This window comes from Kitasatospora sp. NPDC089913, assembly GCF_044748625.1.
In the GTDB taxonomy this organism is placed as follows: Bacteria; Actinomycetota; Actinomycetes; order Streptomycetales; family Streptomycetaceae; genus Kitasatospora.
This window is the reverse complement of sequence record NZ_JBIVGI010000007.1, coordinates 310,151-331,220: the sequence shown is the minus strand read 5'-3', so window position 1 is coordinate 331,220 and position 21,070 is coordinate 310,151. Positions and strand designations below refer to the sequence as shown.

The window sequence follows — 21,070 nt, the reverse complement described above, 5'->3', positions numbered from 1 at the left end:
CTCAGGCGCGGTGCAGGGTGATCGTGGTCCAGGCGCCGATGTGGACGCGGTCGCCGTCGCCCAGCGGGATCGCGGTGTGCGGGGAGATCGGCTCCGCGCCGCCGTTCACCGTGGTGCCGTTGGTGGAGTCCTGGTCGACCAGCACCCAGGTGCCGTCCGGCTGTTCGGCCAGCAGGGCGTGCTGGTGCGAGGCGCCCGGGTCCTCCGGCGCGACCGAGAGGTCGATCTCCGGCACGGTGCCGCGGTGCTGGCTGCGCCGGCCGATCCGCAGCTGGCCGCGCCCGGTCAGCGGGATCCGCCGCTCGGGGCAGTACGGCGGGAAGAACAGCCCGGCCGCCTCCGGACCGCTGCGGGCCATCATGTCGGTGAAGTACTGGCGGTCGGCCGCGATCACCGCGAACCAGGTGGTCCGGACCGGCTCGGCAACCGGGCCCGGCGGCTGCTCGGCCTGCGGGGGCACCGGCGGGGCCAGGTGGAACGAGGTGCCGAACTCGTCGCCGCGCCGGGCCGGTCCGGGCTGGGCGTAGACCGGGCCGGAGTCCTCGCGCGGGACCGGCGGCCGCTGCGGCTCCGGGGGAGCCGGCGGCAGCCCGTACGGCGCCTCGGCGGGAGGTCCGTACGGTGCCTCGGCCGGCGGGCCGTAGGGCGCCTCGGCGGGAGGTCCGTACGGCGGCGCCTCGACCGGGCCGGGCGCCGCGGCCTGCTGCCCGTGCGCGGGCGGCGGGTAGCCGTAGCCGGCGGGCGCGCCGTGCTGCTGGTGCTGCGGTGGCAGCGGCGGGGCCTCGGCGAGCTGCGGCGCCGGCGGGGCCGCCGGGGCACCGCCGTACGCCGCCGGAATGTTCAGCGGGGCGGGCGCCGGCGGCGGGGCCGGGGCCGGGAACGGCGGCTGCTGGGCACGCTGGGGCGAGGACAGGTCGTAGTCGTACCCGCACTCCTCGCAGAACCGCCCGGTCTGCGGGCTGCGGCAGATCGGGCAGATCACCAGGCCCTCGGTGAGGTCGGGGAAGCCCTGCGGGGCCGGCGGCGGGGGCTGCGGCACCGGACCCGGTGCCGGCATCGAGCCGGGCGGCGGCGGGGGGTACGCGCCCGGGGGGAGCGTGGCACCGTACGGCGCGCCGGGAGCCCCGTGCGCCCCCGGGGCGCCGGGGTGCGCTCCGGGCGGCGGCGGCAGCGGCTGCGGCGGTGTCATCGGGAATCCGCAGAAGTCGCACCAGTCCTCGGCCTGCGACTCGTGGCCCCTCGGGCAGATCGGCATCAGGTCCCCCCTCAATTCCAGCTCGGCCGGGGCTGGGCCCGGCCGGTTCGCGGCCCGGTCGGCGCTTCGGCGGTCACTTCTTCACACGGACGGTTTTGGTCGACCGGGTCTCGACGATCATCGAGTCGGCCTCGCTCACGTTCTTACGGAACCGAACGGTACCCTCCTTCGGGTCCACCACGTCCACCACCTTCTGCAGCAGCTTGAAGGTGCCGTCGTTCCCGGTCGCGTGGGCGATCCGGACGGCGGTGCCCAGCCTGGCGGTGGCGAGGTGGACGTTCCCGGCGCGGTGCGCCTCCATGCCTTCCTGGACCGCCGCGGCCAGTTCCGCCTGTCCGGTGTAGTGGGCGACCTGCGGGCTGATCCGGGTGGAGGAGGCGAGGTCGTCGGTCCAGACCGCCTTGACCAGACCCTGGGACAGCACCTCGGGCGTCCCCCCGGCGACCGGGGGCGGCAGCACCAGGCTGATCCGGGCGGCCAGCATCTCGTTGCCGACGGCTGCGGCCGGGACCTCCACGCAGACGTGGTAGTCGCGGCTCTCGTCGCCCCACGAGCCGGTCGGGTAGTCGCCGGCCCTCGGCCCGGCCTCGGCCCGGCGGCCGGTGAGGTCCTCCAGGGCGGGGGCGACCTGCTTGACGAACTTCACCACCGCGTTGGCGGGCGTCCAGATCCGCAGCGCGACATCGGCGACCTGCTTGCCCATCGCGCCGGCCATCATCGAGCGGAAGTCCTCGGCCAGGCCGGAGGGCTCGGGGACGATGTCGACGGTGCCGAGCAGCGCGGAGGCGATCTTGCGCAGCTCCTCGACCTTCCAGTCGGTGCCGACGCCCCGGCAGTCGGCGGTGAAGTGGCCGCTGACCCGCCCGATCGCGCGCTCCAGCTCGGCGGCGGTCTCGTGCTCGTTGTTGCCGTCGGTGAGCAGGATGGCGTGCCGGATCGGGATGTCCCGGCGGGTGAGGAAGAGCTGGTCGGCCTTGGTCAGCCAGCTGCCCATGGCGGTGCCGCCGGCCGCGGTGAGCCGGCGCAGCGACTCCCGGGCCCGGGCCCGGGTCTCCGGCGAGGCGATGGCGAGGGTGCCGTCGCCGGGGAAGACCTCGCGGGCCTCGTGGGTGCCGGCGACCACGGCGAACGCCACGCCGTCGCGGACGGTGTCGACGGCGGCGGCGGTGGCCTCGCGGGCGCCGCGCATCTTGCTGGACGGGTAGTCCATCGAGCCGGAGCAGTCCACCAGGATCACCACGGCGGCGGACTGCCCGTCGCCGCCGGCCGGGGCGTCGGTGACGCCGAGCGGGCGGCCGCCGGAGGTGCCGCCGCCGGTCGCGGTGACGGTGACGATGGCGTTCACCTCGCGGGCGCCGTCCGCGAGGTACTCGTTCTGGAAGATCTCCACATCGAACCTGGGCAGGTTCGGCTTCGCCAGTGTTGCCATGGGCCGGTGGCTCCCGTCGGATCGTCGGATGGTGCGCGGGGTGGTGGCCGCGCCGGTGGGACGGGGCGCGGGTGGTCGCTCGGTGCTTGCGGCCCGGGCGGGTGGCCCGGTGCGTCGGGGTCCGGTGCGTGGGGGTCCGGTGCGTCGGGGTGCGGTGCCCGCGACCTGTCGCGGACCGCGCGCTGCGGACCGCGCGCCGGGGCCCGCGCCGTGGGGGGCGCGGGCCCCGGTGGCGCGGGCGGTTCAGCGGGCCGGAGGCACCTGGGGCGCCGGCGGCACGGGCGGGCGGGGCGGCACGGCGGGCGGCGGCGGGACGGGGGGCAGCGGGGCGGCGGGCGAGCCGATCACCGGGATGTCCGGCAGGGTCGGCGCGTGGTCCTCGTCCTCGTCCTGGTCGGCCGCGCCGCCGCCGAACGCCGCTCCGGTCGCGGTGATCACCGGCAGGTCCAGCGCGGTCGCGGTCCGGGCGTCCTCCCCGGTGGCCGCGGCCGCCGGGGGCGGGTCGATCGGCAGCACGGCGACGGTGATGTTGTCGTGCCCGCCGGCCGCGACGGCGAACTTCACCAGCGACTGCGCGGCGGCCAGCGGTTCGGTCCGGGCGTCCGGCCGGACGTAGTACGCCAGGTCCGTGGCGGCCTCGGCGTAGTTCCACAGGCCGTCGGTGCAGACCAGCAGCACGCCGGGCACGTGCGGGGTGAAGTCGAGGGTGTGCGGCACGACCTCCTCGGCGTCGGCGCCGAGCCAGCCGGTGATGGCGTGGGCGCGCGGGTCGGCGTACGCCTCGGCCTCGCCCATCAGCCCCGCCTCGACCATCCGGGCCGCCCAGGAGTCGTCCTGGGTGAGCCGGAACGGTTCGGCGGCGACCCGGTCGTCGGGGATCCAGTAGGCCCGGGTGTCGCCGACCCAGCCGATGGTGATCCGGCCGCCGGAGGCGATCGCGCTGACGTAGGTGCAGGCCGGGGCGTTGACGTCGGGCCGGAGCGGCCGGGTGCCGTCGGTGGCGAGGGCGGCCACCGCGTCGGCCGCGTCGGCGATCGCCCGGCGCATCGCCCGGGCCGGGTCGGTGCCCGCCTCGAGCGAGCTGAGCAGCGACTCGGAGGCGGCGTCGACCGCGGTCTCGGAGGCCTCGTCGGGCCGGTCGGAGGAGGAGACGCCGTCGCAGACCACGGCCACCACGACCGGTTCGCCGCCGGGCAGCGAGGAGGCGGCGACGGTGAAGGAGTCCTCGTTGCGGTGGTGCCGCAGGCCCCGGTCGCTGACGCCGGCGACGCCGGCCAGTGCCTTCTCCATGTGGTCGCGGGGGCGCGGCTGGGCGCGGCCGCAGGCCTCGCAGTAGCCGTCGGGGGTCACCTGGTGGAGCCCGCAGTGCGCGCAGGCGACCGCGCTCCGGTCGGCCTGCGCGGGCACGGAGGGGGTGTTGGGCAGGGTCGGCGGGTGGTCGTCCCCGGCGCCGGCCCGGGCGGCGGACCAGCCGGCCGGCATCGCGCCGGGGGCGGGACGGCCGTCCCGCCCGGCCCCGCAGGACCCGCAGAAGACGTCCTCCGGGTCCATCGGCTCGGCACAGCTCTGGCACACGGTCTGCTGCGGCATCAGTTACACCCACGTCCTGGGACGGGCCCGGTTGGCCCGTTCCACCATCTCGATCCTGGTCTCGGCCCGGTCGGCCAACCGGGCGAGTACCCGGTAGGACTGCTCCAGGGCGAACCGCAGTTCCCTTTCCACCGCGGGCCGTCCCAGCACGCTGACCTCGCCCGTTGCCGGGCCCGCGCCGGGCCCCCCGGGGGAGCCGGCCGTGACCCAGCCGAGCGCCGCGCCGAGCACCTCGACGGCGAGCTCCTCGCGGCGGCGGTCGTCCAGGCGCAGCGCGGTCAGCTGCTCGGAGCTCGCGCCGAGGTCGGCGCCGAGCGGGTCGGTGGTGGGCCGCTCGCGCAGCCGGGCCCGGACGGCGGCGATCCGGGCGGCGGTGTACTGGCTGGAGGTGGCCGGGACGGTCTCCAGGGCGGCGACGGCGCCGGCCCGGTCGTCCTCGGCGAGCCGGACCCGGGCCAGCCCGAAGGCGGCGCTCAGGTAGCTCTGGTCGGTGCTCCACACCAGGCGGTAGAACTCGGCCGCGTCGCCGCCGTCGCCGAGGAGTTCGGCGCAGACGGCGAGGGCCAGCTTGGGGGCGGCCTCGCCGGGGAAGGCGTCGTAGACGGCGTCGAAGGCCTCGGCGGCGGCGCGCAGGGCCTGTTCGCGGGCCGGGGCTCCGGCTCCGCCACCGGTCCCGGGGCCGGGGTCTGGGTCGGCGGCGGCGACCAGGGAGGCCAGGCCCCGGTACCAGACCACCCGCCAGTCGTCCGGGTGGTCCTTCTCCAGCGCGGCCAGCGCCTCGGCGGACTGGTGCGGCCGGCCGAGTTCGAGCAGGGCGCGCAGGGCCCGCAGCCGCCGTTCGACCGAGTCGGTGGGGGCGCCGTCCAGCGCGGTGAGCGCCTCGCCGGGGTCGGCGGCCAGCAGGGTGGCGAGGAAGCCGGCGTTCGGGTCGGCCGGGTCGACCCGGGGGACGGGCAGCGCGAGCGCGGCGGCGGCCGGGTCGACGGCGGTGAGCCGCAGTTGACCGGGGCGCACCGTGGCGGCCACCAGCTCGGTGTCGACGACCCGGAGTTCGGGGCCGAACAGGGTGGACTGCGCGGGCCGGGCCCTGCCGTCCTGGAGCGCGAGCACCTCGCGCAGCACGCCGGTGAGCTGGTCGGCCATCTCCTCGGCGGAGCCGAACCGGCGGGCCGGGTCCGGGTCGGTGGCGCGGACCAGCAGGCGGTAGTAGGACTCGTAGGCCGCGAAGACCGGGACCGACTCGGGGCCGGGCAGGGTGTCCCGGTAGGTGGTGGAGTAGCCCTGGAAGTCGAAGCTGAGGACGGCCAGGGTGCGGGCCACCGTGTAGAGGTCGGAGGCGGGGGACGGGCCGTCGGTGGCGATCTCGGGCGCCTGGTAGCCGATGGTGCCGTAGATCGGGCCGTCGTCGTCGAGGCGGCGGACGGCGCCCATGTCGATGATCTTGAGCGCGTCGCCGCTCTGCAGCACGTTGTCGATCTTGAAATCGCAGTAGACCAGGCCCCGGGAGTGCAGGTAGCCCAGCGCGGGCAGCGCCTCCAGCCCGTACGCGATCGCCTGCTCGACCGGCAGCGGGTCGCGCCGGCCGTCCGGGAGGCGGCGCTCGTTGGCGATGTCCTTCAGGGACTTGCCGCCGACGTACTCCATCACGATGTAGCCGTCGGTGGCGCCGGTCCGCAGGTCCGGGTGCTCGACGAAGTTGATGATGCGGACGATGTTCGGGTGGTCCACCTCGGCGAGGAAGCGGCGTTCGGCGACGGCCACCGCCAGCGCGTCCTCGTCCCCGGTGTCCAGCAGGCCCTTGAGCACCACCCACTTGTCGTTGACCCGCCGGTCGACCGCCAGGTAGATCCAGCCGAGCCCGCCGTGCGCCAGGCAGCCGACCACCTCGTACTGCCCGCCGACCAGGTCGCCGCGGCGCAGCTTGGGGGTGAACGAGTACGGGGTGCCGCACTTGGTGCAGAAGCCGTCCGGGCGGCCGGGCCGGCCGTTCCGGTCCCGGCCGACCGGGGTGTCGCACTTGGAGCAGAACCGCTTGCGCTCCGGCACCTCCGGGTTCTCCAGGACCGCCAGCGACGGGTCGGCGGCCGGGACGCTGGGCACCGTCACCAAGCCGGCGCCCAGCCGGTGCCGGCCGGTGGAGCTGCTGCCTCGGCTGCTGCGCACCGAGACCGAACGGCCGCTGCCGGTGCGGGTGGAGCGGTGCGAGCGGGACCGGCCGGACAGCGAACGGGCCGAACCGCTGCGGACGGAGGAACTGCGGACGGAGGAGCTGTGGGCCGAGGTGCCGCGGACCGAGGAGCTGTGGGCCGGGCCGGTGTCCCGGCCGCCGGTCAGGGGGGCCGAGGCGGCGCCGAGGCCGCACTCGTCGCAGTAGCCGTCGGGGTCGACCGTCCCGGCGCAGTCGCGCGGGCAGGGGTCACCCGGTCCGGCGACGGACCTCCGGCCCGCGGCCGTTCCGCCGCCGGTCCCGGTCGCCGTGCCGGTCCCGGTCCGGCTCGACCCGGTGCCGGCGGGTGTCGACCCGGTGCCCGCCCGCGTCGAGGTGGCGCTCGCCGGGGCGAGGCCGCACTCGTCGCAGTAGCCGTCCGCGTCGATCGTCCCGGTGCCGCACTCCGGTCGTACGCACGTCTCGCCCATCACCGTCAGCCCCCCTGTACCCGTCCGTCGACAGCCTGTCCGTCGGCCGGCTCCCCGCCGGCCGCCGCCCCGCCCCGCCCGATCCCGTCCTGCCCGATCCCGTTCCGTTCGATCGCGTCCTGCACCGCACCGTCGTACCCGGTGCCGTCGTACCCGGTGCCGTCGTACCCGGCACCGCCCGGCTCCGCCGCGACCGCGCCCGACCCGGGCTCGCCCGGTGCCGGTCGCAGTGCCTGCTGGAACCGGGCCACCGCGCCGGCCGCTGCCCGCAGGTCGCACGGCGCGCTCCACAGCAGCCAGCGCGCCTTCTCGTAGCGCTCCACCACCACCGGGTCCTCGGCCACCCGGAGCCGGGCCGCCATCGCCTTGTACGCGTCCAGGCGCCCGCGCAGTTCGGCCCGGACGGCCAGCGGCTGGGTCACCTCGGTGAGCGACTGCCGGGCCCGGGCCAGCTCCTTGGCGGCGGCGTCCTCCAGCGCGTCGAGCAGCGGGGCCAGCCGGTACCACTGCCCGTTCTGGCGCAGGTCCAGCGCCAGCACGATCCGTTCCCGCAGCGCCGAGGCCGGTCCGGGGACGGCCGGCACCTCGGTGGCGGCGATCTTCGCCAGCACCTCGCCGCGCGCCCGGCGGGCCTCGGCCAGGGTGGCGTCGGCCCGCTGGAGCAGGTCGCCGACGCCCTGCAGTCGCTCCTCGGCGTCGTCGCGCAGCCGCAGCAGGTTCTCCAGCTCCTGCCGGACGCCGTCCAGCGCCCGACCGGCCCGGTCGAAGCGCTCGGTGTCCACCACCCCGGAGGGCAGGGCCGCCGCACCGCCGTCCGGCACCGCGCCGCGCTGGGCCGGGACCCGGGCGGGCCGCCAGAGGGCGAGCGGGTCGGCGCGGACCTCGGTCCGCAGCCCGTCCAGGTCGGCGTCCAGCGCCTCCAGGTCGTCGCCGAGCGGGTGGGTGCCGGAGCGCACGCCGAGCGAGGCCGCCAGGGTCTGCACCCGGCGCAGTTCGGCGATCAGCAGGTCGATCCGGGCCGGCAGCGCCGTCCAGACCGCGTCGGCGGCCGAGACCACCTCCAGCACGGTGGCGTACCAGGAGTTCATCCGCTCCATGAGCTCGTCCAGGCTGACCCGCTCGACCAGCCGGGCGGGGGCGCCCAGCCGCTGCGGGCCGTCCGGCGCGCCGCCGGGCACGGTGACCGCGTCGCCGGTCAGCAGCTCGCTGAGCTCGGCGAGTTCGGGGCCGCCGGGCCGGGCCTTGCGGGCCCGGACCGCGCGGGCCGAGGCGAGCGCCTCCGAGTAGCGGTCGAACAGCGCCCAGAGCAGCGGCAGGCCCTGTCCGACGACGGACCAGCGCTCCTGGGTCCGCCCGGTCAGTCCGGCGCCGTCGAGCAGGCGCAGGCCCGGGTGGTCCTGGAGCGAGAGCAGCGCGGACTCGACCGCGTCGCGTTCCGCGCCGAGGCGCGCCAGCGCGCGGTCCACCTCCTCCCGGCTCAGTACCGGGCCGGCCGAAGCCGCCATCGTTCCCTCCCCTCCTCCGCCTGCCGTGTGCGGTGCTCTGCTGTGTCGTGCTCTGCTGTGCGGTGCCCTGGTGGGCGGTGCTCCGCCGCGCCGTGTCCGGTGCTTCCGGGCCCGGCCGTTCCGGTTCCCCGGGAGTCCGCCCCGACCCTAGCGCGCGCCCCCGCCGGCGGGCCGGGCCCGGTCACCGGGGAACCGTCGGTGCGGCCCGTCGGGCCCGTCACCGGGGCGTCGGCCAGTGCCGGTCGGCGTCGTCCAGCAGGTAGGGCTTCAGCCAGGTGTCGTACGCCCGCCGCCAGCTGCCGCCGGTGTAGTAGTCGTTGAGCACCTGGTTCACCCGGGCCGTCAGATCGGTGCTGGTCTTCAGCATCGCGACGCCCATCACGCCCGGCCGGACCTCGCCGTCGAGCACCCGGACGGTCTGGTCCTGCGCGGCCTGGCTGGCCGCGAGCCCGTCGTCGGTCATGGTGGCGTCGACCTTGCCCAGCTGCATCAGCACCAGGCAGTCGAGGTGGTTCTGCACGGTGACGAGCTGCTTGACCGGACGGGTCTTCAGCTCCTCCTCGGCCGAGGAGCCGGAGGCGGCGCAGGCGGTGGTGCCGTTCAGCGCCTCGTCCAGGGTCTTCGCGGGGGAGGACTTCGGCACCACGACCCGCTGGCTGGTGGTGAAGTAGGGGCGGGAGAACGCCACCTGCTCCATCCGCTCGCAGGTGATCGACATGGTCCGGACGATGATGTCGACCCGGCCCTCCTGGATGAACTTGATCCGGTCGGCGGTCGGTACCGCCTTCAGCACGACCTTGTCCGGGTCCCCCATGATCGCGGTGCCGATCGCCCGGGCGAGGTCGATGTCGAAGCCCTCCACCTGGCCGGTGTTGGGGTTGCGCGAGCCCCACCGGTAGCTGTTCAGGTCGATGCCGACGACCAGGCTGCGCTTGGCCTTGACGGCCTTCACCGCCGGGCCGTCCTCGGTGCTCGGCGGGACGCTGCGGTACAGGTCGCAGTCGGCCTGCCCGCTCTGCTCCGACAGTCCGGCCTGCTCCTGCTGCGCCGCCAGCGGTACCTGGCGCGGCGCGCCGGCCGCGGGGGAGGACTCCCGGGGCCCGCCCGCGCCCAGGACCAGGGCGCCGCTCGCCAGCAGGGCCAGCGCCACCGCCGTCCGTGCCCCGCGCAGCGCGGCCGCCCGGCCCCGGCCCCGGTCCGTGCCCGTGTGCGCGCTCGTGTCCGTGTCCGTGTCCATGCTTCCGTCCCCCCTCTACCGGTACTCGGCCAGTCGGCGGCCGAGGCCGCGCAGGGCCGCGGCGGCGGCCAGCAGGCCGAGCACCGCGATCGCCGCGGCCGCGGTGCGCAGATCCTTGTCGACGCCCAGTGCGGCGCCCCGGAACTCGCCCTCCTCCAGCGTCGACGCGAGGACGAGCTCCCGGTCGGCGGCGGCGAACGCGGCCTCGGCCGTCCCCGGCGCGTCCGCCTCCCGGGCCGTCACGGTGGCGTCCAGTGCCGCCTGGTAGTCGCCGTCGTTCTCCAGCTTGGTCGCCGCGGTGTGCCGCTCGCGCCACTGCTGGTAGTCCGCCAGCGCCCGGTCGATGGCGGACCGGGCCAACGGCGGTGCCAGCGACCGGGCCTGCACCAGGGTGCCGGGCCCGGTGTCGCGCCCGGGATCGGTCGTGAACAGGTGCTCCGTGGTCTTCGACCACAGGTCGGCGTAGACGCCGCTGGAGCCGCGCGCGACGTAGTGGAGGTTCTCCGCGAGGCGGGCCGTCAGCACGTCCACCCGGGCCGCGTTGAGCGCCCGCAGCGGAACTCCGCCCTCGCGGTCGCCGCGCGCCAGGGCCGAGGCGGCGCCGTTCGCGGCCACCGTCAGCCACAGCACCGCGGCCAGCACGGCGGCGGTGGCGGCCACCAGCCCGATGTTGAAGACCCGGTTGGTCCGCCGGAACAGCGCCATCTGGACCCAGAGCAGTCCGGTCAGCGCCAGCAGCCCCAGCGCGTACCCGGCCCACGGCGTGGCCCGGGCCGCCTTCATGTCCTCGGCCAGCAGCGCGTTCTCGGCGGCCGAGAACTGCGCGGCGGCCGGCAGCAGCACGGTGCGCATCTGCTCGGAGGCGTACCGCTGGTAGGCGCCGCCGAGCGGGTAGCCCTGCCGGTTGTTGGCCCGGGCGGTCTCCACCAGACCGGCGTAGACCGGCACCTGCTGGTTCAGCTTGGAGAGCACTTCCCGCAGCGGCGACGCGGCGGGGGTGCGGGAGGCGGACTCGGAGATCAGCTGGGAGGCCGTCCTGAGGTCCTGCTCGTAGCGGTCCCGTACGTACCGCGGTTCGGCGCCCGCCAGCAGGAAGCCGGTGGCGGCGGTGGCGTCCGCGTCGGCCAGCGAGCGGTTGATGTCGGCGGCGGCCTGGCTCAGCGGGTGGCTGTTGTCGACCACCCGCTCCGCCGCCGCGGCCCGGGAGTTCACCTGGACGGCGGTGAGCGCGCCGAACGCCAGGGTCAGTACCGCGAGCAGCGCTCCGGCCAGCCGCAGCCGCCCCGGCGCCGTCCGGGTGGCCCGTCCCAGCCGGGCGAGCGGCCCGTTCGGCAGGGCCACCGCCCCCGTGCCGCCGGCCCGTCGCTGGGCCGGCACCGTACCCGTGGGCCGTCCCGGCGTGTCCGGGCCCGGCCCCTCCGTGCGTACCGGTGTCGCCACCAGCCACCCCCTCCCCTGTGGCCCGCCCCCCGTCTCGGGGGCCCGGCCGTTGCCAGCAGTATGGCCGTCACTCCCCGCGGCCACACCCGAGTTGCGCGGATCTTGAGCTGTCCGTCCCTGCTTCGCCCGCCCGGCCCGGGTCCCCCCTCGGGCCGTGCGGCGAACGGGTCGACGCGGCACGCACCCTACGCGGTTCCCGAGCTGACCGGAGGATCGGGGTCCGGTTGTGTGGAGGCCGCGTCCGCGGCGGCGCTCCGGCCGACGTGTCCCGGCGGGCACGCGCCCCCGGCCGGGGCGGTGCGGGTCCGGTCCGGCGGCCCGCCGGCCCGGTCCTTCGTACGATGACGCCATGCGCCTTCTGGGAACGATCTCCGCCGACCGTCCGCTGCTCGTCGTCGCCGTCCGGGAGGAGGCCGCCCACCTCGGCGACCGCCTTCCGGTGCTGCTCACCGGCATCGGCAAGGTCAACGCCGCGGCTGCGCTGGCCACCGTCCTCGCCGGGGGGCGGCACCCCTCCGAGGTGGTGAACCTCGGCACCGCCGGCGCCCTGCGGCCCGGCTGGGAGGGCACCCACACCGTCACCCAGGTGATCCAGCACGACCTGGACACCCCCACCCTGTACGCCCTCACCGGCCGCACCTACGGCGCGCCGCTGGTCGTCGGCAAGGGCGGCGACGGGCCGGTGCTGGCCACCGGCGACCTCTTCGTCTCCGACCCGGCCGCCCGCGACCGCCTCGCCGAGCACGCGGACCTGGTGGACATGGAGGGCTACGCCGTCGCCACGGTCGCCCACCGGGCCGGTCTGCCGGTCCGCCTGGTCAAGCACGTCAGCGACGAGGCGGGCGACGGCGCCGCCCGTGCCTGGCGGGAGTCGGTCGACGACTGCGCCCGTCACCTGGCCGACTGGCTGCACGCCCAGGGGTGGTGACGGTCCGGGGACCTCGCTGTGGGCGGTGACCCCTAGGGTGACCCGGTGACCGAGAACACCGACGCCCCCGCGCCCGAGCGGGCCGACCTCCGGCCGCCGGGGCTGAACGCCGACGAGCACACCACGCTGCTCACCTTCCTCGACTACCTGCGCACCTGTGTGATCGCCAAGACCGACGGGCTGTCCGACGAGGACGCCCGCCGGCCAGGAGTCGCCTCCGGGACGAGCCTGCTGTGGCTGGTGCGCCACCTCACGGCCGTCGAACTCAACTGGTTCCTCTGGGCCTACCGCGGCGACGACGTCGAACCGTGGGACGACGACGCGCCCTCGCCCGGCGACGAGACGGTGGCCGGGTCGGTGGCGGCCTACCGGGAGGCGATCGCCCGGGCCAACGAGGTGATCGTCTCCGCGGCGGCCTGGCCGGACCGGCCGGGCGTGCGCTCGCTGCGGCCCAACGCCGAGGCTCCGTCGATGCGTTGGCTGCTCGTCCACATGATCGAGGAGACCGGCCGGCATGCCGGGCACGCCGACATCCTGCGGGAATTGCTGGACGGTTCGGTCGGCCGCTGACGGGGGCGGGTGGCCGCCGCCCTGACGGACAGTGGAATACTCCCCCGCGCAGTACCCGGCGCCGCTCCGGCGGCGCCGGGTGTTTTTCACACAGGGGGAATACAAGTTCATGTCTTTTTCTGACAGAAGCAGCGGGCGCCGTCGCACCGCGCACGCCGCCAGGACGGCACTCGGCGCCTCGGCGCTCGTGCTGACGCTGCTCACCACCGCGGCCTGCGGCCCGGACAACAGCTCGGCCGACACCGCCGTCACCGCGGGCGCGGGTGCGGCCGCGGCGCCGAACCTCGGGCTGCCGGCCAACCTCGAAGACCTCAAGAAGTGGAAGTTCGACGACTGGGAGAAGTGGGCGAAGGACTACGCCCTCCCGGCCGCCGCCAAGGGCTTCTGGACGCTGGACAAGCTGCTCAAGGCCAAGCCCAACGAGCCGCTCCCGCCGCTGCCCGCCGCGCCGCCGGCCGCTCCGGCGCAGCCGACCCAGGCCCCGGCGCAGCCCGGGCAGCCCACCCAGCCGCCGGCCCAGCCCGCGCAGCCGACGGCGCCCGGCGCTCCCAGCGCCCCGGCCACGGCGCCCGCCAAGCCGCCGGCCGGCCAGCCCACCCAGCCCGGGCACCCGACCCCGCCGCCCGCGGCGCCGAAGCCGTCGAACACCCAGCAGCCGGCCTCGCAGGCCCCGGCCCCGCCGGCCCAGCCCACCCAGGCCCCGCCGCAGCCCGCGCAGCCCACCCAGGCTCCGGCCCAGCCGTCGCAGCCGGCCAAGCCCGCCCAGCCGTCGCAGGCCCCGGCGCAGCCCGCGCAGCCGTCGCAGGCCCCGGCGCAGCCCGCCCAGCCGACCCAGGCCCCGGCGCAGCCCGCGCAGCCGGCCGACAACGGCAACGACCCGCTGCCGAAGACCGTCAACGCCCAGCCGCTCCCGCACCCGTACACCAAGCTCGCCGTGCACGGGAAGCTGTTCGCGGACGCGCCGGGCAGCGGTGCCGAGGCCGCCGCCGGACTGAACCACTACCAGTGCTCCGCCACGGTGGTCGCCGACCCGGCCCACCCCGGCAGGAGCAACCTGGTGTGGACGGCCGGCCACTGCATCCACCAGGGCAAGGGCGGCAAGTACTTCAGCAACATCTCCTTCATCCCGGCGTTCAACAGCAGCGGCGCGCTGAGCGGCGGCAAGCAGGCCGAGGAGGCGCAGTACGCGCCGCTCGGCATCTGGAACGCCACCCAGGCGGTCACCTCGCCGCAGTGGAAGGCCGAGGGCGGGGACGGCGGTTCGCCGGCCACCCAGTACGACTTCGCGATCATCCGGGTGCAGCCCGGCGAGGGCGGCAAGTCGCTGGAGGAGACGGTCGGCGACGCCGTGCCGGTCTGGTTCAACGCCCCGCGCGAGCAGCTCAGCATCACCGAGTACGGCTTCCCGGCCGCCCCGCCGTTCGACGGCATGGAGCTCAACCGCTGCGAGAGCGGCCGGCCGAGCCGGATCTCCTACGACCCGGCCCGCCCGCCGATGCACGCCATCGGCTGCACCATGACCGGCGGTTCCAGCGGCGGTGGCTGGCTGGCCGTCAAGGACGGCAAGCCGGCGCTGGTCAGCAATGTCTCGGTCGGCCAGCACGTCGGGGACCCGAAGTACCAGGCCGGTCCGTACCTGGACGACGTCGCCGCCGGTGCGTACGACTTCATCTCCAAGAAGGGCTGACGCCCGCCGGACGCCCGCCGGACGCAGGACGGCCGCCCCCGCGCACTCCGGTGTGCGGGGGCGGCCGCGTTCACGCCCGACCCGGTGACTCGGCCGGCGACCGGATTCGGCCGGCGACCGGGCTCGGTCGGCGGACCGGCTCGGCCGGCGACCGGGCTCAGTCGGCGAACGCCGTGAGGTCCAGCGCGGCCAGCCGCTCCGGGTCGGTGAGCACGTCGATCGCCGCGATCAGGCCGTCCACCACGGTGAACGCCATGATCGACACCGGCCGCCCGTTCGCCCCGATCACCACGACGCCCGCCGCGCCGTTGACCAGCGCCGGCCGCGCGTACGGCGACAGGCTGCGGAACATGACCGCCTGGCCCGCGACCGTGCGGGCCCCGTTGAGCACCACCGGACGCCGCTGCTCCCGCCCGGCGGCGGCGCCGTCGGCGCGCAGCACCACGTCCGGGTCCAGCACCGCGAGCAGTGCGTCGAGGTCCCCGGTGCGGGTGGCGGCGAAGAACGCGTCGACGGCCACCCGCTGGCGGGCCAGGTCCCGGTCCGGCGCGGGCGCCCGGCCCTGCACCTTGCGCCGGGCCCGGCTGGCCAGCTGCCGGGTGGCCGCCGCCGTCTTCTCGACCAGCGGGGCGATCTCCTCGAACGGCACCGCGAACATGTCGTGCAGCACGAAGGACACCCGCTCGGCGGGCGAGAGCGACTCCAGGACCACCATCAGCGCCAGCCCGACCGAGTCGGCCAGCAGCACCTCCTGCTCCGGGTCGGGCGCGTCCGCCCGTCGGAGCAGCGGGTCCGGTATCCGCGACGGCTCGACGTCACCGCCCCCGCCGCCGGCCGCGAACCGGCCCTCGAAGGACTCCTCGCGCCGCTGGGCCCGCGAGCGCAGCTGGTTGAGGCAGATCCGTCCGATCACCGTGGTCAGCCAGCCGCCGAGGTTCTCCACCGCGGAGGTGTCGGTGCGGTCGTAGCGCAGCCAGGTGTCCTGGACGGCGTCCTCGGCCTCGGCGATCGATCCGAGCATCCGGTAGGCGACGGCCCGCAGGTGCGGCCGGTGCGCCTCGAACGATTCCGCGTCCCCCGACCCGGCGCCCACCGCGGTGTCGGCGTCCCCCGACCCGGCGCCTCCTGCGGTGCCGGCGTCGTCCGCTGCTCCCGCCGCCAGAAAGTTCTCGTCCACCCGTGTCACATTCCTCTGCCGCCGTGGGTCAAAGCTCCGGAAGCACGAAACCTAGCGGGTCCGCCGGAAGCGCGGCCTCCGTTCGCCCAAGGAGTGACGATCATGACTCTCCCGACCAGCGCCCCCGTTCTCGTGACCGGCGGCACCGGCACCCTCGGCCGCCACGTCGTGCCGCTGCTGCGGGCGGCCGGCCGGGACGTCCGGGTGCTCACCCGGAACCCCCGCCCGGCTGCCGACGGCGTCGAGTACGCGGCCGGCGACCTGCTCACCGGCGCCGACGGCAAGGGCGTGGACGCGGCCCTGGCCGGGGTCGAGGTGGTCCTGCACCTGGCCGGCGACGCCAAGAACGACGAGGCCACCACCCGCAACCTGGTCGCCGCCGCCCGGCGGGCCGGGGTGAAGCACCTGGTGTACATCTCGGTGATCGGCGCCGACCGGGTGCCGCTCGGCTACTTCCGCGCCAAGCACGCCGCCGAGCGGCTGGTCGCCGAATCGGGCATCCCGTACACCACGCTGCGCGCCGCCCAGTTCCACGACCTGACCCTGAAGACCGCGGCCGCGATGGCCAAGCTGCCGGTCGTGCCGAAGCTGGGCGGCATCCGCTGGGAGCCGGTGGACTCGCGCGACGTCGCCGAGCGCCTGGTCGAACTCGCCCTGGCCGCGCCCGCCGGGCTCGTCCCGGACCTCGCCGGCCCGGCCGTCCGCACGCTCGGCGACCTCACCCGCGACCACCTGCTGGCCGCCGGGAAGCGCCGCCCGATGCTGCCGCTGCGGGCCCCCGGCAAGGTCGGCCGCTGCTACCGGGAGGGCGTCAACCTCGCCCGGCCCGGCGCCGCGCGGGGCACCCGCACCTGGGAGGCGTTCCTCGCCGAGACCTTCCCGGCGGGCGCGACCGCGGCCGCCGGGAAGGTCGGTACCCGCTGACGTCCGCCGGGTCAGGACCAGGTGACGGCGGCGGGCTCGCCGCTCTTCGCCGCCGAGGCCACCACGGCGGTCGGCACCACCTTCGCGAACCGCATCGCGTGCAGCACCGTGGCGGTGGCGCGGGCGAGTTCGGCGGCCGGGACGGTCACGCCGTCCGGCCCGGTCAGGTCGAAGGCGTGCATGGCGTCGACCGGGAAGACCGTGTCGTAGCCGAGGTTGCCCGCCATCCGGGCGGTGGTCTCACAGCACACGTTGGTGATGATCCCGGTCACCACCACCTGCCGGGCGCCCCGCTCCTGGAGCCAGGCGTGCAGGTCCGGGGTGCCGTAGAAGGCGCTGTTGACCGTCTTGGTGATGTGCAGCGCGGGCTCGACCGCCGCCACGAAGTCCTTCAACTCGTAGCCGGGGGTGCCCGGTTCGAGCGGGCCGCCGGTGGTGGCGTGCTGGACGACCACGATCGGCCGCCCGGTGGCCCGCCACACGTCGATCAGTTCGCCGATCCGCTGCTCGGCCCCGGGGTTGTCGCGCCCGCCCCAGAACGCGGTGTCCTCGAAGCCCTTCTGGACGTCGATGACGACCAGGACGGCGTCGGTGTCGATGGTGAGCGGGGCGTCGAAGGCGCTGGTGTTCGTCATGCGTCCATGCTGCGGCGGGCCCGGGCGCACCCGTGAGCGGCGGTGGAGCCACCCGTCGATACGATCCTGCCACTACGCTTCCCCCCATGCGCACGGTGGGGTGTCTGGTCTTCGACGGGGTGCGGCCGTTCGACTACGCGGTGATCGGCGAGGTCTGGGCCGACCGGGCCGGCCTACCTGGGGTGCCCGCCTTCGACCTGCGGGTCTGCGGCCCCGAGGGCGCCCGGGTGCGCCTCGGCGGCGGGCTGGAACGCGTCCCGGACTTCGGGCTGGACGCGCTGGCCGCCTGCGACCTGGTGGTCGTGCCGGGCGTGGAGCGGCCGGAGGAGTCGCGCGACCCGGCCGTGCTCGCCGCGCTGCGCGCCGCCCACGCGCGCGGGGTCACCGTCGCCTCGCTCTGCGCGGGCGCCTTCGTCCTCGCCGAGGCGGGGCTGCTGGACGGCCGCACCGCCACCACCCACTGGGCCCTCGCGGAGGACCTCGCGGAGCGCTTCCCGGCGGTCGACGTGCGGCCCGAGGTGCTGTTCACCGGCGAGGGCCGGCTGTGGACCTCCGCCGGGGTGGCGGCCGGCATCGACCTCTGCCTGCACCTGGTCCGCGCGGCCCACGGCGAACGGGCGGCCGCGTCGATCGCCCGCGCGATGGTCACCGCGCCCTTCCGCTCCGGCGGCCAGGCCCAGTTCATCCCCTCCCCGGTCCCGGAGCCCGCGCCCGCCGGCGACGACCCGCTCGCCCGCGTCCGCACCGAGGTCCTCGCCGCCCTCGACACCGCCTGGACGGTCCGCCGGATGGCCGCCCTCGCCCTGATGTCCGAACGCACCTTCGCCCGCCGCTTCGCCGCCGCGACCGGCACCACCCCGCTGCGCTGGCTGCTCGACCAGCGCATCCTCACCGCCCAGCGCCTCCTGGAGGACACCGACCTCCCGGTGGACGCGGTCGCCGTCCGCTGCGGCTTCGGCTCCGCCGTCTCCCTCCGCCCGCCCTTCACCACCCGCCTCGGCGTCCCGCCGCGCGAGTACCGCAGGACGTTCCGCGGGCGCGACGTGGGCTGACGTCCGGAGCGCGGGCCGCGCCGCCGCGCCGCCGCGCGGAATTCGGTGGTGGGGGGGCGGAACCGGTGTGCGACGGTCGGCCCATGGGCAACTCCACGGCGTACCCCGTCCTGCGGACCACCGACGCGGCCGAGGCGTACGCGTGGGGCGAGCGGCTGCGCGCGCTGCTGGCCCACTGCGAGGACGAGGTCGGGCTCGGCGCCGAACTGCTGACGGCCGCCGACGTCCGGCGGACGGCCGAGGTCCTGCCCGGTGCCCGCTTCCACTACGTGGACGCGCGGACCGGTCCGACGGGGGAGTACCTCCGGTTCGAGCTCGACCCCCGCACGGCGGACGATGCCGCGCTGGAGCCGCACCTCCCCCTGGATGTCACGGTGGACGTCCCGACGGGGAGCGTGGAGGAGCGCTTCGCGGCGGCCGTCGGCCGGGGCCGGGGCACGGCCGCCGTGGACTGGCGCGGCCGGTGGCCGGACGACCCGGAGACCGGCAGCGTCGGCTCGCCGAAGTACGACGGGGTCCAGATCGTGTTCCACGGCGATTCGGCCCAGTGGGGTGCGTGGGCGGCCCACCACACCGTCTTCGTCCATGCGGGCAAGTTCGGTGACGAGCGGCGGGCGCGCGAGCTCGCCGAGGCCGTCGGCGGCGAGGTGCTGGGCGAGCCGCAGCTCGGGTGGTGAGACCGCACCCGGGGAGGGGCCTCGGCCGCAGGCCGCCGCCGCGCCCTCAGTCGCGGGCCGCGCCCTCGATCCGGGGCGTGAGCCCGTCCAGGAGGGTGGTGAGGCCGGACTCGAAGAGGGTGTCGAGGTCGAGGTCGTAGCCCTCGTCCAACTCGGCCGTCAGGCGGGTGAAGACCGGGAAACGGGCCGCGGCGGCGCGGGCGTCGAAGGCGGCGAAGCGGGTGTCGGTCCACTCGTCCCCGGTGAGGCCGGTGGCGGCCTGGGCCCGGGCCTCGCGTTCGAGGTTGGCGGCGAGGCCCTCGACGTAGCTGTAGAACAGCACGTGGATGTCGAGGACGGTGCCGGCCGGGAGGCCGCGGCCGTCGAGGGCGGCGAGCGCCCATTCGGCGTGGGTGAGCAGGTTGGGCAGGAGCAACGGCCGGGTGACGGGGCCGAGTTCGGCGAGCCAGGGGTGGCGGCGGAACAGCGACCACAGGGTGCGGGCGCCGAGTTCGAGCCGGGGGCGCCAGTCGGCGGGCGGGTCGGCGGGGTAGCCGGCCTCGCCGAAGGCGGCGTCGGCGGCGAGCAGGACGAGTTCGTCCTTGCTGGTGACGTACCGGTAGGCGGACATCGGGGCGACGCCGAGCCGGGCCGCCACGGCGCGCATGGACAGGGCGGCGAGCCCCTCCGCGTCGGCGATCTCCAGGGCGGCCGCGATCAGCCGGTCGCGGCTCAACTCGCCCTCGGGGGGCGCCGGTCGGGGGGTGGCGGGGGACGAGGGAGCGGCAGCGGCAGCGGCGACCACGGTGCCGACCCGGGGCCGGGCCTCGACCAGGCCCTCCGAGCGGAGCACGGTGAGTGCCTTGGTCGCGGTGGCGAGGGCGACGCCCCAGTCCTGGGCCAGCCGCCGGTTCGAGGGGACGCGCGCGCCGGGGGCGAGTTCGCCGGCGCTGATCCGGCGGCGGAGGTCGGCGGCGATGCGGCGGAACGGCGGGTCCGTCTCGGGTGCCACGGCGGCGCCCTCCTGTTCGGGAATCTTTTCGCGGCCGCGCCCGGCCTGTACTAGCGCAGACGCTACCAGGGGAATCAGGCCCGAACCGCCCTCTGTCCTAGCTCAGAAGCGGCTCTGACCTGCGGGTTTCGTGCTTGCGGGGCTCTGTATGTACAGCGTACATTCAGATTGTTCGCGGCGGACGACGCCGCACCGGCACACCGAACCAGGGAGCAGTCATGCAGAACGTCCTCGTCTCCGGCGGCGGCATCGCCGGCACCTTCCTCGCCCACTGGCTGGCCCGCCGCGGCTTCGCCCCCACCGTCGTCGAGCTGGCCCCCGGCCCGCGTACCGGCGGCCAGGCCGTCGACATCCGGGGCGTCGCCCTCGACGTGATCGAGCGGACCGGCCTCACCGAGCAGGTCCGGGCCGTCCGCACCCGGATGCGCGGCATGTCCGTGCTCGGCGCCGACGGCACCGAGCTGCACCGCTCGGAGGAGTCCACCTACAGCAGCGGCCGGCTGGACAGCGAGGACGTCGAACTGCTGCGCTCCGACCTGCTGGAGATCCTCTACGACCACACCCCGGCGGGCGTCGAGTTCGTCCACGGCGACAGCGTCACCTCGCTCCAGGAGGACGCACGCGGGGTGCACGTCACCTTCGCGCACGGGCGGCCCCGCACCTTCGACCTGGTGGTCGGCGCGGACGGTCTCCACTCGCGGGTGCGCCGGCTGGCCTTCGGCGCGGAGGAGCGGTTCCTGAGCCCGCTCGGCACCCATCTCGCGATCTTCGGCGCCGACAACTTCCTCGGCCTGGAGGACTGGCAGGTCTGGCAGCGCGACGGCGACGCCGGTTACGGCATCTACCCGGTGCGCGGCAACACCGAGCTGCGCATCGTCTTCGGCTGGGGCAGCGACGCGCCCGCCGAGCGCGACCCCGAGGCGGCCCGCAAGGCGGTCGCCGACCGGATGGCCGCGCTGCCCTGGGAGCGGACCAGGCTGCTGGACGCCCTGCACCGTTCGACGGACTTCTACGCGGACGTGATGGCGCAGGTCCACCTGGACTCCTGGTCCGCCGGCCGCACCGTGCTGCTCGGCGACGCGGGCTACTGCGCCTCGCCGCTCTCCGGCCAGGGCACCAGCCTGGCCCTGGTCGGCGCCTACGTGCTCGCCCAGGAGCTCGGCCGGGCCCGCGACCACGGCACCGGCCACCGCGCGGCCTACGGCAGCTACGAGCGCCGGATGCGCCCCTTCGTCACCCTCAACCAGGCCCTCGCCACCGAGAACCCGGGCGGCCCGGCGGCCGAGGAGTCCGTCGAACGGGCGAAGAACGCCATCCTCCTGGACGCCGCGTAGCC

General features: G+C 76.0%; 17 protein-coding genes. 7 read left to right on the top strand and 10 right to left on the bottom strand.

Going from position 1 to position 21,070, the window contains the following annotated elements; genetic code table 11:
* Position 1: 1 nt before the first annotated feature.
* The 7 genes from ACIPYS_RS14640 to ACIPYS_RS14610 all read right to left on the bottom strand — a co-directional run bounded on the left by ACIPYS_RS14640 (position 2) and on the right by ACIPYS_RS14610 (position 11,030).
* Positions 2–1,255, bottom strand: a complete 1,254-nt coding sequence (locus ACIPYS_RS14640; protein WP_400746202.1) for an FHA domain-containing protein — start codon at positions 1,253–1,255, stop codon at positions 2–4.
* 73 nt (positions 1,256–1,328) lie between these two features.
* Positions 1,329–2,684: a VWA domain-containing protein gene (locus tag ACIPYS_RS14635; RefSeq protein ID WP_093864844.1), complete on the bottom strand. Its 1,356-nt coding sequence runs from the start codon at positions 2,682–2,684 to the stop codon at positions 1,329–1,331.
* A gap of 243 nt (positions 2,685–2,927) precedes the next feature.
* Complete coding sequence (locus tag ACIPYS_RS14630; protein WP_107452545.1) at positions 2,928–4,274, bottom strand: PP2C family serine/threonine-protein phosphatase; 1,347 nt, start codon at positions 4,272–4,274, stop codon at positions 2,928–2,930.
* A gap of 3 nt (positions 4,275–4,277) precedes the next feature.
* Positions 4,278–6,911, bottom strand: coding sequence for a tetratricopeptide repeat protein (locus tag ACIPYS_RS14625; protein WP_400746199.1), 2,634 nt, complete (start codon positions 6,909–6,911; stop codon positions 4,278–4,280).
* Positions 6,912–6,916: 5 nt separating this feature from the next.
* Entirely contained in the window at positions 6,917–8,416 is a 1,500-nt protein-coding gene (locus tag ACIPYS_RS14620; protein WP_400746198.1) for a hypothetical protein, read from the bottom strand.
* Positions 8,417–8,633: 217 nt separating this feature from the next.
* Positions 8,634–9,653 carry a glutamate ABC transporter substrate-binding protein gene (locus ACIPYS_RS14615; RefSeq protein WP_093860185.1) on the bottom strand — a complete coding sequence of 340 codons (1,020 nt, stop codon included), beginning with the start codon at positions 9,651–9,653 and terminating at the stop codon, positions 8,634–8,636.
* Positions 9,654–9,668: 15 nt separating this feature from the next.
* Positions 9,669–11,030 carry a hypothetical protein gene (locus ACIPYS_RS14610; RefSeq protein WP_159424880.1) on the bottom strand — a complete coding sequence of 454 codons (1,362 nt, stop codon included), beginning with the start codon at positions 11,028–11,030 and terminating at the stop codon, positions 9,669–9,671.
* A gap of 412 nt (positions 11,031–11,442) precedes the next feature.
* Here ACIPYS_RS14610 and ACIPYS_RS14605 point away from each other — a divergent pair, with 412 nt between their 5' ends.
* From ACIPYS_RS14605 to ACIPYS_RS14595, 3 genes are all read left to right on the top strand, one after another.
* Positions 11,443–12,021 (top strand): nucleosidase, encoded by a 579-nt coding sequence (locus ACIPYS_RS14605; protein ID WP_093860183.1) that lies wholly within the window; start codon positions 11,443–11,445, stop codon positions 12,019–12,021.
* A gap of 45 nt (positions 12,022–12,066) precedes the next feature.
* Positions 12,067–12,591, top strand: coding sequence for a DinB family protein (locus tag ACIPYS_RS14600; RefSeq protein WP_400746196.1), 525 nt, complete (start codon positions 12,067–12,069; stop codon positions 12,589–12,591).
* A gap of 109 nt (positions 12,592–12,700) precedes the next feature.
* Entirely contained in the window at positions 12,701–14,278 is a 1,578-nt protein-coding gene (locus ACIPYS_RS14595; RefSeq protein WP_400746194.1) for a trypsin-like serine peptidase, read from the top strand.
* A 157-nt stretch (positions 14,279–14,435) separates the two neighbouring features.
* On the opposite strand, the gene ACIPYS_RS14590 is transcribed toward ACIPYS_RS14595, so the two are convergent.
* Entirely contained in the window at positions 14,436–15,371 is a 936-nt protein-coding gene (locus ACIPYS_RS14590) for a sigma-70 family RNA polymerase sigma factor (protein WP_231978750.1), read from the bottom strand.
* Positions 15,372–15,557: 186 nt separating this feature from the next.
* On the opposite strand from ACIPYS_RS14590, the gene ACIPYS_RS14585 reads away from it, so the two are divergent.
* Positions 15,558–16,379, top strand: coding sequence for an SDR family oxidoreductase (locus ACIPYS_RS14585; protein ID WP_093860180.1), 822 nt, complete (start codon positions 15,558–15,560; stop codon positions 16,377–16,379).
* Between the two features lie 11 nt (positions 16,380–16,390).
* Here ACIPYS_RS14585 and ACIPYS_RS14580 read toward each other — a convergent pair whose 3' ends face one another.
* Positions 16,391–17,014, bottom strand: a complete 624-nt coding sequence (locus tag ACIPYS_RS14580; RefSeq protein ID WP_400746191.1) for a cysteine hydrolase family protein — start codon at positions 17,012–17,014, stop codon at positions 16,391–16,393.
* An 86-nt stretch (positions 17,015–17,100) separates the two neighbouring features.
* Between ACIPYS_RS14580 and ACIPYS_RS14575 the strand changes: the two genes are divergently transcribed.
* Positions 17,101–18,066 carry a GlxA family transcriptional regulator gene (locus ACIPYS_RS14575; protein ID WP_400746189.1) on the top strand — a complete coding sequence of 322 codons (966 nt, stop codon included), beginning with the start codon at positions 17,101–17,103 and terminating at the stop codon, positions 18,064–18,066.
* A gap of 83 nt (positions 18,067–18,149) precedes the next feature.
* Positions 18,150–18,743 carry a hypothetical protein gene (locus ACIPYS_RS14570; protein WP_400746187.1) on the top strand — a complete coding sequence of 198 codons (594 nt, stop codon included), beginning with the start codon at positions 18,150–18,152 and terminating at the stop codon, positions 18,741–18,743.
* A 46-nt stretch (positions 18,744–18,789) separates the two neighbouring features.
* Here the strand turns inward: ACIPYS_RS14570 and ACIPYS_RS14565 are convergent, their stop codons facing one another.
* Positions 18,790–19,734: a TetR/AcrR family transcriptional regulator C-terminal domain-containing protein gene (locus ACIPYS_RS14565; protein ID WP_400746185.1), complete on the bottom strand. Its 945-nt coding sequence runs from the start codon at positions 19,732–19,734 to the stop codon at positions 18,790–18,792.
* A 218-nt stretch (positions 19,735–19,952) separates the two neighbouring features.
* Here ACIPYS_RS14565 and ACIPYS_RS14560 point away from each other — a divergent pair, with 218 nt between their 5' ends.
* Positions 19,953–21,068, top strand: a complete 1,116-nt coding sequence (locus ACIPYS_RS14560; protein ID WP_400746183.1) for an FAD-dependent monooxygenase — start codon at positions 19,953–19,955, stop codon at positions 21,066–21,068.
* Positions 21,069–21,070 lie beyond the last annotated feature (2 nt).

Coding starts and splice junctions, on each gene's coding strand:
- ACIPYS_RS14640 (WP_400746202.1), bottom strand. CDS start 1,255: ATGCCGATCTGCCCGAGGGGCCACGAGTCGCAGGCCGAGGACTGGTGC.
- ACIPYS_RS14635 (WP_093864844.1), bottom strand. CDS start 2,684: ATGGCAACACTGGCGAAGCCGAACCTGCCCAGGTTCGATGTGGAGATC.
- ACIPYS_RS14630 (WP_107452545.1), bottom strand. CDS start 4,274: ATGCCGCAGCAGACCGTGTGCCAGAGCTGTGCCGAGCCGATGGACCCG.
- ACIPYS_RS14625 (WP_400746199.1), bottom strand. CDS start 6,911: ATGGGCGAGACGTGCGTACGACCGGAGTGCGGCACCGGGACGATCGAC.
- ACIPYS_RS14620 (WP_400746198.1), bottom strand. CDS start 8,416: ATGGCGGCTTCGGCCGGCCCGGTACTGAGCCGGGAGGAGGTGGACCGC.
- ACIPYS_RS14615 (WP_093860185.1), bottom strand. CDS start 9,653: ATGGACACGGACACGGACACGAGCGCGCACACGGGCACGGACCGGGGC.
- ACIPYS_RS14605 (WP_093860183.1), top strand. CDS start 11,443: ATGCGCCTTCTGGGAACGATCTCCGCCGACCGTCCGCTGCTCGTCGTC.
- ACIPYS_RS14595 (WP_400746194.1), top strand. CDS start 12,701: ATGTCTTTTTCTGACAGAAGCAGCGGGCGCCGTCGCACCGCGCACGCC.
- ACIPYS_RS14585 (WP_093860180.1), top strand. CDS start 15,558: ATGACTCTCCCGACCAGCGCCCCCGTTCTCGTGACCGGCGGCACCGGC.
- ACIPYS_RS14580 (WP_400746191.1), bottom strand. CDS start 17,014: ATGACGAACACCAGCGCCTTCGACGCCCCGCTCACCATCGACACCGAC.
- ACIPYS_RS14575 (WP_400746189.1), top strand. CDS start 17,101: ATGCGCACGGTGGGGTGTCTGGTCTTCGACGGGGTGCGGCCGTTCGAC.
- ACIPYS_RS14570 (WP_400746187.1), top strand. CDS start 18,150: ATGGGCAACTCCACGGCGTACCCCGTCCTGCGGACCACCGACGCGGCC.
- ACIPYS_RS14560 (WP_400746183.1), top strand. CDS start 19,953: ATGCAGAACGTCCTCGTCTCCGGCGGCGGCATCGCCGGCACCTTCCTC.